Genomic DNA, 14456 nt, shown 5'->3' with positions numbered 1-14456 from the left:
ACCTGGCCTGACCTATCGCACTTTTGTCACGTCCGTTTCGGCGCAAAATGGATGTGGTGAAAAGCATAGCCCAGATCGCTTTTATATGTACGGGCGCATTTATGCCATCGCCGTCGAACAGGGGCTAAATGACAACCGCCCCTGCTCGCTCCGTGGAATTAACGCAATTCCTTCGCTATCGCGCTAAACATCAGTGAGGCCTCCAGCGGTTGCGCGCTGAAAGACGGCTCCGCCTGCGGCCAGGTGGACCACTGGACGATCACCAGATTCTCCGCCTGATTGACCATAATCATCTGGCCGAAGATCCCCAGCGCCCACAGGGAATGTTTCAGGGAAGCCTGCGGGGCAGGTTCTACGTTAGTCGCATTCATCGGCACTTCGTTGTTCCACCATTGGTAGCCGTAGATGCCGTTAGGGTGCGCCGCCGATACCGAGCCCGCCGCCCGCGTCCAGTTGGATGACTGGGCTACCCAATCAGCCGGCAAGATCTGTTTGCCGTTCGGCAGCTTCCCGTTATGCAGAATGAACTCGCCGAAGCGCCCCCAGTCTTCCAGCGTGGCGTTGAACCCGTGCGCGCCCACGTCGTGCTGGCCTTTGGCGTAGGCATGCCATACACCGTCGCTCGCCATGCCGTAGGGCTGCCAGATGCTTTGCTGCAGATAGGCCGCCAGCGGCATGCCGGTGGCGCGCTCCAGCACGTCGCCCAGCAGCCACGCGCCGCCGGAGGAGTAAGACCAGTTCTGCCCGGCCGGATGCGCACGCTGCAAACCGGCTACCAGCTTGCGCACGCAGGCGTAGGTGCCGGGCTTGGCTTCACACTCGGTCAGCTGCGCGAAGTCCGATTTCGGGTTGGTGTAATCCTCATTCCACGCCACGCCGGAGGTATGGGTGATCAGCTGCCTGAGGGTCACGCCGTCCCACGCGGTGCCTTTCAGATCGGGTTCGTATTGCGTGATGAGATCGTCGAGCGAGCGGATCTTGCCCTGTTTAATCGCCACGCCCACCAGCGTAGCGACCACGGATTTGCCCACCGAGCGCGACGTCCACAGGGTGGTGTCGGTATTGCCCTGCCCCAGATATTTCCAGGCGATTTTGCCGTCTTTCAATACCAGCATGCCGCTGACGTTCTGGCGCTGCAGGTAGTCCTGCAGGCTGTAGGTTTTGCCATTCACCCGATAGCTGGCGTCCGTTAGCGGTTTAGCGGCAGCCAGCAGCGGCGTGGCATTGCCGTGATGAAACACATCCCCCGCATAGTTGCGGTAGTCGTTACGAAAACCGATCACCCGGTCGCTCTGGCTCCAGGTGAGCATCTTGTGCGTATCCGGCAATTGCGCATCGAAAGGCGCCGGACAGGCGCTGAGTTCGGTGCCCGCGCAAGCGGCCAGCGCGGCGGGCGCCAACAGGCCGCTGCAGAGACTGATGACGACGCCCGCCAGCAGGCTGCGGTTAAACACTTTGCTTTTCATATTTTTTCTCGCTTAGCTCAGGAAGGCGTTCAGCTTAAAAAAACGCGGCCTATAATAAAAAACGCCTGATGGGGGAAAATCCCCCGCAAAATCGACTGGAGAGCCGCGTGCCGAGCCTGATTTATTCCTTTGCCCAACTGGAAGCCTTCACCGCCGTGGCCGAGCACGGCAGCCTGGCGAAAGCCGCGCTCAAGCTGGGCAAAGACCGCACGACACTGCGCGATTTGATTGATTTTCTCGAGGATGGCTTGGGCTATGCGCTGTTCCTGCGCGAGGGGCGCAGCCTGCACCTGACGCCAGAAGGCGAACAGCTGCAGCGCCAGGCGCACCTGCTGATGCGCCAGGTGAAAGCGTTTGAGGCGTTTGCCAAAGACGTGCCCAAGAGCGCGGCGCAGGAAATCTCGCTGGTCTACGATCCCTTTACCCCCCGCGCATTGCTGCAGGCGCTGATTGCCGCCATGGCCCAACGCAACACGCACCTGAGCCTGATTAACGCTTCGCGCGACGAGGCGGAAAGGTTGCTGGCAAACGGCCAGGCCGATCTGGGCATCTGCCAGGCGCGCCATCGCAGCGTGGGCGACGCCATGGAGTGGCGCGCCTTAGGGGCGATAGAGATGGATTTTTACGCCGCCGAAACGCTTTTCCCCGGCGCAGAACAGCCGCTTTCGCTGCTGGAGCTTTCGCTCGCGCCGCAGGTGATCATGCACCCGAATTCTGACGAGCCCGTGGCGCGCCGCCTGCAAATTTCGGGGCATACAATATTTACCAACGAGCTGGAAATGCTACGCGCCCTGCTCGAACAGGGCTGCGGTTGGGGATTCTTGCCGACGCATATGCATGCGGAACGGTGGAAAAATGTCAACACGCTGCGCACCGAAGTGGGCAGCCAGGGGATCAGCCAAACCATGGTGACCATCTGGAAGCCGGGCAATGACCGGCGGGCGCTGATTGATGAGACGTTAGCGCTGTTGCCGGGGTTGTGGCGGGAGGTTGGGAGTGTAAAGTCGCGGCTAGATTAGCGGTATTGTTACCGGAAGACGGTCGTAGAGTTCATCATCTGCGTTGTTTACCCGAACGTTCTTAAGCGGGGATTGATGCTTTCACCCAATGAGAGCCCCTCACCACCAGCGCTGCTGGCGCTAGTTTAACGCGTTGAGCGGAGGTATTTGAGTGGGCAGGTTTGAGCGAGAAACGGACGTAGAGTCCTTTATCAAACTGATTCATTTTTTTGAGCCACTTCTTGGTTGAGAGTTTACTCACTTGACACCGAGACTACATTACTTTGGTGAGATCATTACGCCTTTTGTTCTTCTATGGTGAAAATGGCTAGAGGATTGTTACCTACATCACCATTTGCACATCTTCTTGCTTATCAGGGACATTTTTAATCTCAAATAACTCGATTAATCATCCTATAGCAAATAAAATGCAATTTTTAGTCGTTATCTGATTGCGATATCGATAGTTGCACATTACCACATGCAGTGCTCATGCAGCTGAGGGCGGTAGCTTGGAGCAAAGTTATGACTTGCTGACTATGATATCCTCTTGGCTATCGCATTCGAGTCCATTCTTAGTAGAAAATTGAATTATTTACGTCTGGGTATCCCTGATACAGGGGCGGCAAAATTTATATCAAAAGTCAAACGTAGTTTATCAATTAATGGATTATTCTTTCTTAGCTTGAGGTTTGGTTTATGCACACCATCTACGGAGAAACTATTAACGATCTAATGATGAAAGCCATAGAAAAAGTGCTCTTTGAGGGTGTCAGCATACCGACTAGGAATGGGAATGCTGTAACTATCTATGATGTTAGTATGATCCTTAGTAATCCAAGATCAAGGCATTTAAGTTTAGTCGGTCGAAAAAACAATATATTCTCAACTTTCGCTGAGGCAATATGGGTTTTTGCAGGGGATAATCGGATTCATCCATATTTAACTTTTTTTCTGCCAAGAGCTCCTAAATATTCAGATGATGGGATCATTTGGCGAGCTGCTTATGGAGAAAGGCTTTACGCTCATGGGCAACTAGAGAACGTTGTACAACAATTCAAAAATGAAGGGATTTTTACTAGGCGAGCAGTTATCAGTTTATACATGCCTGATAGAGACACTAATGACAGCCTTAGAAAAAAACACAACTTAGAGAATAGCGTTGACATACCCTGTAATAATTTAATTCATTTCTTTATCACTCCGGATAAGAAACTAAATATTAAAATAATACAAAGGAGTGGGGACTTGATATTCGGTGTAAGCAATATTAATATTTTCGAATTTAGTTTACTCCAGGAGATTGTACTATCTATATTGCAGCGAGAAGTTGATAGTCAAATAAAACTAGGGTATTTGCATCATTCAATAACAAACCTGCATATTTATGAAGATAGGATAGAGCAAGCTAGAGATATTTTTAACTGTAAGGAAATACAAATAACCGATTTGGTAAATAATGATGAAATATCATTTCCACCATCATTATTTGATATAAAAATGTTATTCTGTGAAATAGTCTCATTTCTTGATTCAAAGATAACAGGCTCACCGCATAACGTTAAAACTTTAACTCAGGAAGTTACTAATCTAAAAAAAATATTCGATAAACATTCTGTGAAAATAGAAAAAAATCTATTATGGGGATATGCAGAAGCTGCTTTATCATATATATATCAAGTTAGATTTGATGAGCCAATAGCATTGAGCACAAAATTAAGTCATGAGTTCAGTTTAAGCGTAAATTCAAACTACTTTAATAAATCCAACAAGGGAAATCTATGAAAATTGCTTTCATGGGTATATCAGGTAGTGGGAAGGATTTTCTTGCAAACTATCTGATATATAATCATGGCTTTACACGATTATCATTTAGTGATCAACTAAAAAAATTAGCGCATTACATTTACCCATGGTTCGAAAAAGATTATCCTTCTGAAGAAAAAACACTCCCACTAAATATTTCCTTATCGACCGGTGAATTAATCAGTTGTTCCCCAAGAGATATATGGTTAAGCCTGAATAAGTTAAGAGAGATTGAAGACAAGATATTTATTAGAATGCTATCAGAAGAGTTAAACATTTTAGAGTCAAATAGTAAGATTAATGAAAGAAGAATAATAATTACTGATATAAGATCTAATGAAGAGTTCATATGGTGTAAGCATAATCATTTCACTGTAATCTATATAGAAAGGGAAACAAATGATTATAAAAAATATGAGATTGATAATCATGTAATTGAAAATAAAGAAAAGGCCGATTATCACTTTCATAACAATACAAGCGGAATAGATAGTTTTAAATTTTTCTTTGAAGAGGAACTATCTAATGGATAATAAAAACGATCAACTATTTTGTAATGTCAGTGACATTAAAATAAAAACCGCCAAACCAATATTGAATGAAAATGTTATAAGAGAATGGTTTTATCATCAACGAGAAAGAACCTCTATATATTACAAGAAGGAAATACTTAAATGCCCACCTTATTGGACAGATGATGAAATTTTGAGGAGCTATAAATTCGTTAATACCAAGAGAACATGGGATAGAGAAACAAAATGGCTATTGGCTAATGTAATTAACAATAGCAATGTGAGCTACGAAAATAAAATACTCAATTCATTTCTCTTTAGGGTAATAAACAAAAGTGAGACCCTACATGAAATTAATGCTCCTTTTGATTTTTCGAGAATGACCGTTATTGATATTGATCATACCATTAGAGATATAACCCATGACATGTCAATAAAGAATCCAGAGTATGTTTTTTTTAGCGCCGCGTATATACTTGGCGGACCAAAAGTTAATTTTGGAAGATTTTTAGAAGAAAAAGAGCATAAAACGGAAATGAACATGATTATCAGGATGATAAAGTTTGTTTTTTACAACCAAGATAAAATAGTAAAGGGAGTAAAATCTGCGGCAAATCAGTTAGAAGTATTCAATCATCTTAAATCATTCGCTGGGATTGGCGATTTTCTTGCTTATCAAATATTTGTGGATTTAACATACATAGTTGACTTTCCATTTACAGAAATGAACTTTGTTATTTCGGGTCCTGGCTGTGAAAGAGGGATTAATTGGATTTTTTCTGATAGAGGAGGAATGAATAGCGAAGAATGTTTATTTTGGTTCACTTTAAATCAAAGCAATATTGCAGAAAAATATAATGAAGAGTGGGAACCGGATAAAATATTTCATTTTTTGCCTGAAAAAGAAAGAATATATACTTTAATGGATATGGAAAATAGTGGCGCCTGCGAAATAGATAAAAGATGTAGAACAAAGTTTGGTGGAAAAAGGCCGAAGCAAAAATATCATTATCAAAATAATATGAGGCTATTTTGATAACTGATAACTGATAACTGATAACTGATAACTGATAACTGATAACTGATAACTTCAATGGTTCAGAAAGGATTTTAAAATGCCTAAAGAAATTAAGAAAAATGTTTTTGTTAGTCATCATCACAAAGATGATGCCAGTGTCGATGGAGTTTCGCGGTTAGCTGCAGCAAAAGGTTATCACCTACGAAATAGCTCTGTCAGAATGAAACCTGAAAATCAGAGACGTGCGGATGAAAAAAAGATTAGTGATAGAACCATAGCTCGTTTGCTCAGAATGAAAATGAGATGGGCTGGTCAAGTTATAGTAGTTATCGGGAAAGAAACACACACAAGACCATGGGTGAATTGGGAAATTCAAGCAGCTCATCAGCTTGGCAAGCCTATTATAGGTGTCTATGAAAATGGTTTAAAAGGTGATGTAAAACTACCTGAAAACCTTGAAAAATATGCAACATCTATCGTTTCCTGGAGAAGCGATGCAATTATCAGTGCACTTGAGGGTAAAACAAGTTTTCAAAAACCTGATGGTACAGATAGGGATAAAGTACAGGGGGGAAATGTAGTATGTTAATAGAAAACAACTCTTATCTTTATGCCTATTCAATAACACGAGACTTTGGTTTTGCACCTAACCCATTTCATGGAATTTGTACCTTAGCAACATGCAAACCTAGAATTAGAAAGGCTGCTAACATTGGCGATTGGATTCTGGGGATTGGCGGGGCTAATTTAAAATCAGCTAAAAAAAAGTGCATTTTACTAATGAAGGTGACTGAGAAAATAAGTTTTAATGACTATTGGGAAGACAATAGATTTACCATCAAAAAACCAGCGAGAAATGGTAGTCATGTGCAGATTTTGGGGGATAATATCTATCATCAGGACGACAATAATGATTGGATTCAAGAGGATTCACATCACAGCAATGCTGATGGCTCATTCAATATGACAAATCTTGAACGTGATACTCGTACTGACCAGGTGTTGATTTCAAGATATTTTTATTATTTTGGTGATAAAGCCGTTGATGTAGACTTAGACTCAATTGGCTATCACAGAATTAGAGATTATATAAAGCTTTGCTTAGATCACTCTATCCCTGCAAATGATCTTATTAAAAAAATAGACACTGAGTTTCATAGTGATAAAAATATAGTTATATCTGATCCATGCCAGTTCTCTGATTTCTATAAACGTGTAGATCAGGGAACTGGTGAGCTCTATTAATAAGCACTCACACTATAACTCTGGGCATTATTTAACAATCCTCAACTTTCATTCAGAAACTGGCAATCTTGCAATGTTTAGTAATTCAAGATTCTACAGTGAAACTTGCCATGCAATTCGATTAAATAGGCCTTTGCATTATGATTTTGACTTGGCATTTCTGGTAGCTATGCTATCAAAAAGACGGTTAATTCGAATAGGGGCAACGCCTTTTCCTGCCCCCTAACGACCTCTTCCTATACCCACGGGAGCGTAGCCGATCAACCCCAATGACACCTCATGACTTGTTAATTGGCTTGAGAGCATAGAGGTTTAATTAGATAACGATCGAATAAAGATGCGAAATCCACGTCTCCCAGACGGCCTCCATCTAAGTAACCATGATCCCTTGCCAGGCTCAGTGCTGCGCCTCCAGGGGCGGCGACCGGTAGAATTATTGCGTCAGGATGAAATTGCTTAAAGAGCTCATACTCAACCTGAACTCCCTCCATACCCCCTACAAAGACTGCGCCAACTAAATCACATCGAGACAGCATTTCCTGCCGCATAAGATGTAGGCTGCCGGCTAGATCATCAGGCACTGCATCGGTGTAAACGACATTGTCGAATCGCTCATTTTCTTCAGGATACTGGCCTTCGAAAAATCGGCTCTGGTACAATACAACTGAGCGAGTGTAATCGACGCCCAGATCTTCGCAAATGCTCCAGATCATGGGTGTTATGGCAGGGTGCCCACCCCATACGATTTTCATTTTTCTTACGACCGCGATAGCAAACTCACGTACAGCACACTGAATCAGGAACGGATCAGCAGTTTCGTAATAATCACCTCGCCCATTGACCGGGACGCTTGCTGAGAGAAAAATAGAATCCACTTTTTAAACCTCCCAATCTGCAAACTGCCAGCCGGCCTCGCATGCTTTCACCCACTTCGTTGCCTGGATGTGCGAGCCGAGCCAATCCATATGATTCAGCCACTGAGGATGTAGCCCCACATGGTCATACAGTATAGCAACTGATTCATCTGGATAGTTCATTGAGGCTTGATGCATGGTTGATGACGTCGGGACCCCGACCGTCGGGTAAACCACTATAATTCGTCCTGTGGGCAGACGAACTTTGATTTCCCGCCCCACCCCCATACCAATGACTTCACCACCTATTGCCTCAATTCCAATGCGCAAATTGCTGACTAGGTTGATAGTCCTCACAGCATGACTTTTGCTGCGCACCGCCTCAAGTTGTAGACAAATGCGGTCGATAGCGGAATTCTCGATATGTCCTGTTCCGCCGTCCAACTCGCCTTCAGCTAACTCAGCAAGGCTTGCAGTACCCAATCCACGAGACTGCTTCGTTTCAGGCCAAGCGACTCGAAGAACACTGATACCTTTCGCGAGAGCCCTCCCAAACTCAGCTGATGTCCAACGACTATTAAAATAGTCAGGAGTATCTAGCATCAACAGCACGTCAGAATCGCAGAGCCTATGCCACAACATGGTCTGAAAATCTTCTGCTGGCGCAATACTATGAGTGTCAAGGAATACGTCGAAATGGCGTTCTGATAGAGCATCGAACATCTGGAGCGCGGCAACTCTGGCTTCATCCCGACGGTAGCTTACGAAGACCCTTCGTTGTTTCGGAAGCAATCCAGCGCATTCAAGAAGAGCTATCGAGACACGCTTAGCACCACCATTTGCGTAGGCCAGACAGTTCAGCGATCGCAGCAGCTCAGGAATCTCCGAAGCTACATGTCGTAGATCGGATACAATTGGAATTACAGGAGTACCGCTGCGAAGCAAGCTCGGTAAACTTGGGTGATCTACGCCCTCTCCTCCAAAAAAGACAACCGCGCTCGATCGCAACTGATTTGGTGTAAACATATCTGGAGCTATTTCCCAACTGATCTCCTGACCGAGTCGTAGCCCGTACATATCCACTGCGGTTTTAACCGCATCCTCCAAATCGCGCAGTTGCTCGTCTGAAGGAGAGCCTATAACAGCAAGCTGATAGATAGGAAGCATGGTTGCCCTTTTATGCAATTACAGTTATCTGCGGTTTCTCAGCGGAATCGGGGTGATTCTAGTAATCTTTTATCAACCCCCAGTTCTTTATAAAGCTTATCGACATGCTGGAGCCCGTTGATCCGCTTGATGAGGTCAGTGTAATGCGGCTGGGAATGCTTGCTGTAATCGGAGTCATCCGGCTGACAACAGGAACGTAGCCACTCAATAAACTTTTCATAACCCATCGAATAAGTGGACTGCGGGAGTAAGTATCTAAATTCAACAGGTTGACTATCACCCACTGCCTCATTCAATTCCCGAAAACTCTCCGCCCCCATGAGTTCCAGTTTCTTGCGCTCGGTCCGTTTAACATTTCGGGCAAACATCAGTTCGGAGAATATCCAGGGAGAGGACAATTGCTCTGCATGCGTCATGTATTCATCAATTTTAATCGAGCTTTCTGTACCTAAGAAAATGAAAAGCTCAGAGTTATGAATCATTTGCTGAAGGGCTGTATTCAGGATCAGGTGAACGTTAGTTGTCGTTCTGTTCCTTAGCTCATAGCTATAATGTTCCCAACCAGTAGGGATGCAGAATTCCCCATCAATTTTTTTAAGCAGTTCATCAGCATAACCCCAAACGCAAGAGTCGACGAATGGCTTGAGGCCAATAGCTTCCAAGCTTAATGCAATCTGGATGGCTTGCTCTTTGTCATTATGTGAATGGGAGATGAATACGTCAACCTCCACATCTGGGAATACGTTTTGCTGGATTTTCGATGCATCCAGTAGGTTATTACCGTTCATCAGGTACTCTTCAAGCCTGATGGCAATGTTGTCTTTTTTCGCTTTGTAGGATGCGACGTCAGAATCACTCCATTCTGAATCGGACGCAACGACATTTTCAATTTTCAAGTCCAGGAACATACAACCCTCATTTATTTAAAGGAGCTTAGGATTATGTGAACTGATTTCTCGCAAAGTGCCGGTTAAAAATGCTCCCATTCATCGGCATGACGACCATCAAAAAACCTTGAGCGCACTTCAGCAAAATGTTCTTTTGCCGCTTCATTTCCACGCGCAGCCATTTCGTGTATTGCCTCTCTGTCATCAAGCTTGATTTCGACAGGGGTTTGTTGGTTGATGCGCAAATGACGAGTAGGTCCCAGGAAACTTTCAGCAAGTGCGAGTGCGCCGTGCTCCTGTGCAGCAAAAAACAGGTCAGCGCTATGAGGCGCCCATCCGGCTTTGCCCTTCCCCAACTGGTCGGTAAAATCGCTTTCGCTGCTGAGTGTTCCAATGCTCAGCACATCAATACGATCCAGTGGAATTTTTAGGTATCTGACAGCTTCCGCAAGCGCAGGCAAAATAGGATTGTTTGCCCAAACTCCTCCGTCAAGGAACGTTTCGAGGGCGATTGGCCCCTCCCATGTCGACTCGTCGAAGAATGTTGGTGCAGCTGACGAAGCCAAGGCCGCATCGACGGCAGAGATATCGCGATACGCAGTACGATCTGGACTATGAGGTGTTACTATCGCTTCTGCTTGTCCCTGTTTCGCTCTTACCGTAGGTATGACCAAGCGACAGCATGAATCTGCAGCCAGTGTCTTTTCACCGTACACCTCTGTAAGTAGCTGTCGCAAGGTGGTTGAATCATGCTTGGATTTGAGCCAATGTCTCAGCTTTCGATCCTTAGGAAAAATTTTGGGGCCCTTTTCTTCGTAAAAAGCCAGAATTTCACTTGGGTTCAGGCCAAGGGCTAGACCGATGGCAAGGATAGCGCCAGTCGATGTACCTGCAACTAAATCGAAATGAGAGATGATGCCATTACCGCCACCAACTTTGAGCATATCATCCCACTTGGCCAGCACAGCTGCAGTAAATGTGCCCCTCAGTCCGCCACCGTCTAAAGCCAAAATTCGGAAATTTCGGCCTCGAGTTACATTCCTTCGTGAGAGGGGCAAATTTTTGAGCTGCTCGACAATCAGATCGACAACTGAATCAACATTAGTGCCACGCGCAATGACCTCGTTAGCCTCTTGACCCAGTCCGTTTTTTAGGCGTCTTATTAGCGACGGATCTTCATTGAGGTAGCCAGCAATCGCGCCGCCAAACCCGGCTGCGACGAATCCAGGCTTTCCAAGCTCCAGCATGGTGTCTAGTTCATTGGGCACACCCGCATTCGCTTTATTGATATCCCACCAGGCACCACCAACACAGACAATCGCATCAGAGCGATCAGCCATCCAATCACGCATGGGTGTCAAACCACTTATCGGATTTCCATCTGCGGACTCTGCCGGAACTATCTCGACAGCCGCATACATTCGTTGATCATCGATTTCAGCAGCATACTGAGCTGTAGCGAAGCTTTTTGCTCGAACCAGAGTGAGCGCACATTTGTCCCCACCTGCATCAATAAAACCTTCTGCTGCCCTCTTTAGAGGAGCGTTAAACGAAGGGTGACTGCCATGTACTATCGTTCCCCCTTCTGCAAAGATCTTTGCCGCAAACTTACTCACAAAATGGTCAATATCTTCGTTTTGCTCTTTGTTCGAGCCCGAAAGGTGGATTCGCACGCCCGCCAGGCGTTGATTAACTAGCATTCTAGGTACCCATATTTGTATAAATGCATGATTATCTGCTCTAAGCTGAACAGTTCAGTCAGGATACGGCGTCGCCTATCAGTCCGTTTTTCGAGAGCTCCCAGGCATCATGAAAACATACAAACGTAGGAGCCCACGTTGACTAGCGACCAGCAAGTCCGGCAGCTGTTTCAATCCACCCAGATATGTTTGCTCTGCCGTTCTGAGCTGCATAATCGTATCTCAGGGCATGGTCAGTCCAACTATAGGGCAGGATCGTCTACCGGGGTGGGGTTAGTCCACTCTAGCACGTAACAATGGCAAATAACCTGATTTTTAATGTGTATTATTGCGTGGTTACGGGTATCTAAGGGGAACATCCTATGGTAATTCGAGGCGATTCATAGCACTCTTAAGTGGAAATGTGACTCGGTTGCCCCCCAATCACTGACTCAACTTTGTTAACAACGCCAGCTTCTGGCAAAGCAGTCCAAGACAACGGCAAGGTCACAGGGGCTTTTAGGAGCGAAAAGTGTCAATTAGTACTTAACTACCAACAATGAGAATTGGCTACTAAATCCGTGGCTCTTCATTGCTATACACACTCCATACCAGATCAGGGCACTTTAAAATACTAACTAAAGTCTTTAAATAATGTATAGATAGAGGTATATACAATGGCTATAAACTATATCGATAAGCACTGTTCGCAGCCATAACGAATCCATTTTGAAGCCATAGCACTCCGTTTAAGTGGTATTACCAAATGGCTAGTGTTGGTTTGCGGTATGATGCTAGATACCTATCTTCTAACAGGATCGTTTAAAATATGAGTGTTCAGTTTTCAGCTGAAATAGAAGCTTTCATCAGAACCTATGTGAAAGATCTCGAAGAAGGGGTTGCTGCCGTTTTTGCTGGCGCGGGCCTATCCAGGACTAGCGGCTTCGTTAATTGGAGCGAGCTGCTAAGTGAAATTGCAGAGGAACTGGGCCTATCTGTTGAGCTAGAGCATGACTTAATTTCGGTTGCGCAATACCACGTCAACAAGAAGAACAGCTCAACCGGTCTAGCAAGGAAAGTCCTGGAGGAATTTTCGGAGCAGGCAGAACCGTCTGAAGCCCACAAAATCCTCGCGAGGCTTCCTATCAGAACATATTGGACAACCAACTATGACACTTTGATCGAGGACAGTCTTAAAGAGAACTACCGCATCGCAGATATCAAGCGGAAGACAGATGATCTTATTACCACTCGTCCTAAGCGGGATGCTGTCATTTACAAAATGCACGGTGATGTAGATTCGCCAGGCGAAGCCGTACTCTACAAAGCGCAGTATGAGCAGTACTACAAGACCCACGAAGGCTTTGTAACTGCACTGAGTGGAGACCTGATTTCCAAAACATTTTTATTTATTGGCTTCAGCTTCACTGATCCCAATCTTGATTACATACTGAGCCGTCTGCATGTGCCTGACAAGCATCGACGCACTCACTACTGTTTCCTTCGCAAAGAACCTGCTATGAGGCAAGGGAAGGAAGACGAAGATAGTGCAATATATAGGCAGCGGCGGCAAGAACATCATATTCGCGATTTGCTGCGATTTGGCATTCAGGCAGTACTGGTCAATGAGTACGAGGATATTCCAGTCATACTGAAGGAGATCGAGAGTCGCTTCCTCAAGAAGACCATCTTTATCTCAGGAAGTGCAGAAGAGTACGGAGTTTGGGATAAGCAGGAGGCACTGAGTTTTGTACACTCCCTCTCGGCATCCTTAGTTAAGGAGGGTTATCGAGTTGTCAATGGATTCGGATGGGGTATTGGCAGTGCAGTCATCAACGGGGCTCTTGATGCCATCTATGCCAACCCTGAAAAATACTCTGAAGACCAACTTATTATGCGACCATTCCCACAGTATCCGTCAAACGGTAAAGAGTTGGCTGAGTTGTGGGATGAATATCGGCACCGCATGATCGGCCTTTCTGGAGTCGCTTTATTTCTTTTCGGGAACAAGCTCCATGATGGCCACATCATCAATGCCAATGGGGCGCGAAAGGAGTTTCAAATTGCTCAGGACTCAGGGATTACTGTGGTTCCGCTTGGTATTACTGGCTATATGGCTAAGGAACTGGCAGACGAGCTATTGGCGGATCCAGGTAAACATTTTGCACAGAACCCTTGGCTGGAAACTGAAGTAACTCAACTTGCGGATCTCTCTGCTGACCGGACAAAGATCGAAAAAAAGGTTCTAACAATTTTAAAGAAACTGGGAGGTTAGATATGAAACGCAAGGTCTTTTATAGCTTTCACTTTGATAACGATGTTATGCGGGTACAACAGTGTAGGTCACCCCCTACATGTACTCCATGAGGAGTGCTCCGCGCTCTTTTTCATTCTGGCGTGCAAGTTGTACTCATGATCCTGGTCATCGATGACCTCATTATTACCAAGCTTAGCTGTAATAATTAGCGCCAGCAACCAGCATTGGTGACGAAATAGGGAATAAAAAAGATCCATTCTGAGCCACGAAGGCAACCTACTCAAGCTGACGTAGCAATGTCATATACCATGCCGCGTATTACCTTAAGCATTTCGCGATACTTTCCTAATAGGGCCAACTGGCGATGAGGTCATGCCCCTCTAGATGAACTGCAACTCCGTTAGCGGCCTCGCCCCAAGTTTCATGACGGGATAGATGAGGTGCCGACGCAAAATCAGCTTGTGAGCGAGTTTACTATCACTGTGCCTGAGTGTGGTAAAGCGTAACAACAGTGCTTCACTCTCAAACAAACCTACTAGAAACCACTTCCTCCCCCCCTAGCACCGC

General features: G+C 45.5%; 12 protein-coding genes. 7 read left to right on the top strand and 5 right to left on the bottom strand.

All coding sequences use genetic code 11. The features are described 5' to 3' along the window. Positions 1-158: 158 nt before the first annotated feature. The gene (locus EKL15_RS12280; protein WP_203089527.1) at positions 159-1466 is read right to left on the bottom strand and encodes a serine hydrolase; all 1308 of its coding nucleotides are present in this window, start codon (positions 1464-1466) and stop codon (positions 159-161) included. A 107-nt stretch (positions 1467-1573) separates the two neighbouring features. Between EKL15_RS12280 and EKL15_RS12275 the strand changes: the two genes are divergently transcribed. The 6 genes from EKL15_RS12275 (at position 1574) to EKL15_RS12250 (ending at position 7045) form a co-directional block, all read left to right on the top strand. Beyond that, positions 1574-2485, top strand: a complete 912-nt coding sequence (locus EKL15_RS12275; protein ID WP_203089526.1) for a LysR family transcriptional regulator — start codon at positions 1574-1576, stop codon at positions 2483-2485. Between the two features lie 678 nt (positions 2486-3163). Then, entirely contained in the window at positions 3164-4249 is a 1086-nt protein-coding gene (locus tag EKL15_RS12270) for a thymidylate synthase (RefSeq protein WP_203089525.1), read from the top strand. Continuing rightward, positions 4246-4803, top strand: a complete 558-nt coding sequence (locus EKL15_RS12265; protein ID WP_203089524.1) for an adenylate kinase — start codon at positions 4246-4248, stop codon at positions 4801-4803. The genes EKL15_RS12270 and EKL15_RS12265 overlap by 4 nt, the downstream gene beginning before the upstream one ends. After that, positions 4796-5818: a nucleotide kinase domain-containing protein gene (locus EKL15_RS12260; RefSeq protein ID WP_203089523.1), complete on the top strand. Its 1023-nt coding sequence runs from the start codon at positions 4796-4798 to the stop codon at positions 5816-5818. Before EKL15_RS12265 ends, EKL15_RS12260 begins: the two co-directional genes overlap by 8 nt. A gap of 79 nt (positions 5819-5897) precedes the next feature. Further along, positions 5898-6389, top strand: a complete 492-nt coding sequence (locus EKL15_RS12255) for a TIR domain-containing protein (RefSeq protein ID WP_023321452.1) — start codon at positions 5898-5900, stop codon at positions 6387-6389. Beyond that, the gene (locus EKL15_RS12250; protein ID WP_203089522.1) at positions 6383-7045 is read left to right on the top strand and encodes a hypothetical protein; all 663 of its coding nucleotides are present in this window, start codon (positions 6383-6385) and stop codon (positions 7043-7045) included. Before EKL15_RS12255 ends, EKL15_RS12250 begins: the two co-directional genes overlap by 7 nt. A 287-nt stretch (positions 7046-7332) precedes the next feature. On the opposite strand, the gene EKL15_RS12245 is transcribed toward EKL15_RS12250, so the two are convergent. The 4 genes from EKL15_RS12245 to EKL15_RS12230 form a co-directional block, all read right to left on the bottom strand. Beyond that, on the bottom strand, positions 7333-7920 hold the full coding sequence (locus tag EKL15_RS12245; RefSeq protein ID WP_097760786.1) for a hypothetical protein: 588 nt from the start codon (positions 7918-7920) through the stop codon (positions 7333-7335). Between the two features lie 3 nt (positions 7921-7923). After that, positions 7924-9066: a toll/interleukin-1 receptor domain-containing protein gene (locus EKL15_RS12240; protein ID WP_203089521.1), complete on the bottom strand. Its 1143-nt coding sequence runs from the start codon at positions 9064-9066 to the stop codon at positions 7924-7926. Positions 9067-9104: 38 nt separating this feature from the next. Further along, positions 9105-9974, bottom strand: coding sequence for a toll/interleukin-1 receptor domain-containing protein (locus tag EKL15_RS12235; protein ID WP_203089519.1), 870 nt, complete (start codon positions 9972-9974; stop codon positions 9105-9107). Positions 9975-10036: 62 nt separating this feature from the next. Next, complete coding sequence (locus EKL15_RS12230; protein WP_089196072.1) at positions 10037-11653, bottom strand: CBASS cGAMP-activated phospholipase; 1617 nt, start codon at positions 11651-11653, stop codon at positions 10037-10039. A gap of 808 nt (positions 11654-12461) precedes the next feature. On the opposite strand from EKL15_RS12230, the gene EKL15_RS12225 reads away from it, so the two are divergent. Continuing rightward, entirely contained in the window at positions 12462-13907 is a 1446-nt protein-coding gene (locus tag EKL15_RS12225; protein WP_089196073.1) for an SIR2 family protein, read from the top strand. Positions 13908-14456 lie beyond the last annotated feature (549 nt).

It is taken from the genome of Serratia sp. 4542 (assembly GCF_016805595.1).
GTDB lineage: Bacteria > Pseudomonadota > Gammaproteobacteria > Enterobacterales > Enterobacteriaceae > Serratia > Serratia nevei.
The sequence above is the reverse complement of the archived record's forward strand: the minus strand, read 5'-3'. Positions and strand labels throughout refer to the sequence as shown.

Coding starts and splice junctions, on each gene's coding strand:
- EKL15_RS12270 (WP_203089525.1), top strand. CDS start 3,164: ATGCACACCATCTACGGAGAAACTATTAACGATCTAATGATGAAAGCC.
- EKL15_RS12250 (WP_203089522.1), top strand. CDS start 6,383: ATGTTAATAGAAAACAACTCTTATCTTTATGCCTATTCAATAACACGA.
- EKL15_RS12260 (WP_203089523.1), top strand. CDS start 4,796: ATGGATAATAAAAACGATCAACTATTTTGTAATGTCAGTGACATTAAA.
- EKL15_RS12265 (WP_203089524.1), top strand. CDS start 4,246: ATGAAAATTGCTTTCATGGGTATATCAGGTAGTGGGAAGGATTTTCTT.
- EKL15_RS12280 (WP_203089527.1), bottom strand. CDS start 1,466: ATGAAAAGCAAAGTGTTTAACCGCAGCCTGCTGGCGGGCGTCGTCATC.
- EKL15_RS12255 (WP_023321452.1), top strand. CDS start 5,898: ATGCCTAAAGAAATTAAGAAAAATGTTTTTGTTAGTCATCATCACAAA.
- EKL15_RS12240 (WP_203089521.1), bottom strand. CDS start 9,066: ATGCTTCCTATCTATCAGCTTGCTGTTATAGGCTCTCCTTCAGACGAG.
- EKL15_RS12225 (WP_089196073.1), top strand. CDS start 12,462: ATGAGTGTTCAGTTTTCAGCTGAAATAGAAGCTTTCATCAGAACCTAT.
- EKL15_RS12235 (WP_203089519.1), bottom strand. CDS start 9,974: ATGTTCCTGGACTTGAAAATTGAAAATGTCGTTGCGTCCGATTCAGAA.
- EKL15_RS12230 (WP_089196072.1), bottom strand. CDS start 11,653: ATGCTAGTTAATCAACGCCTGGCGGGCGTGCGAATCCACCTTTCGGGC.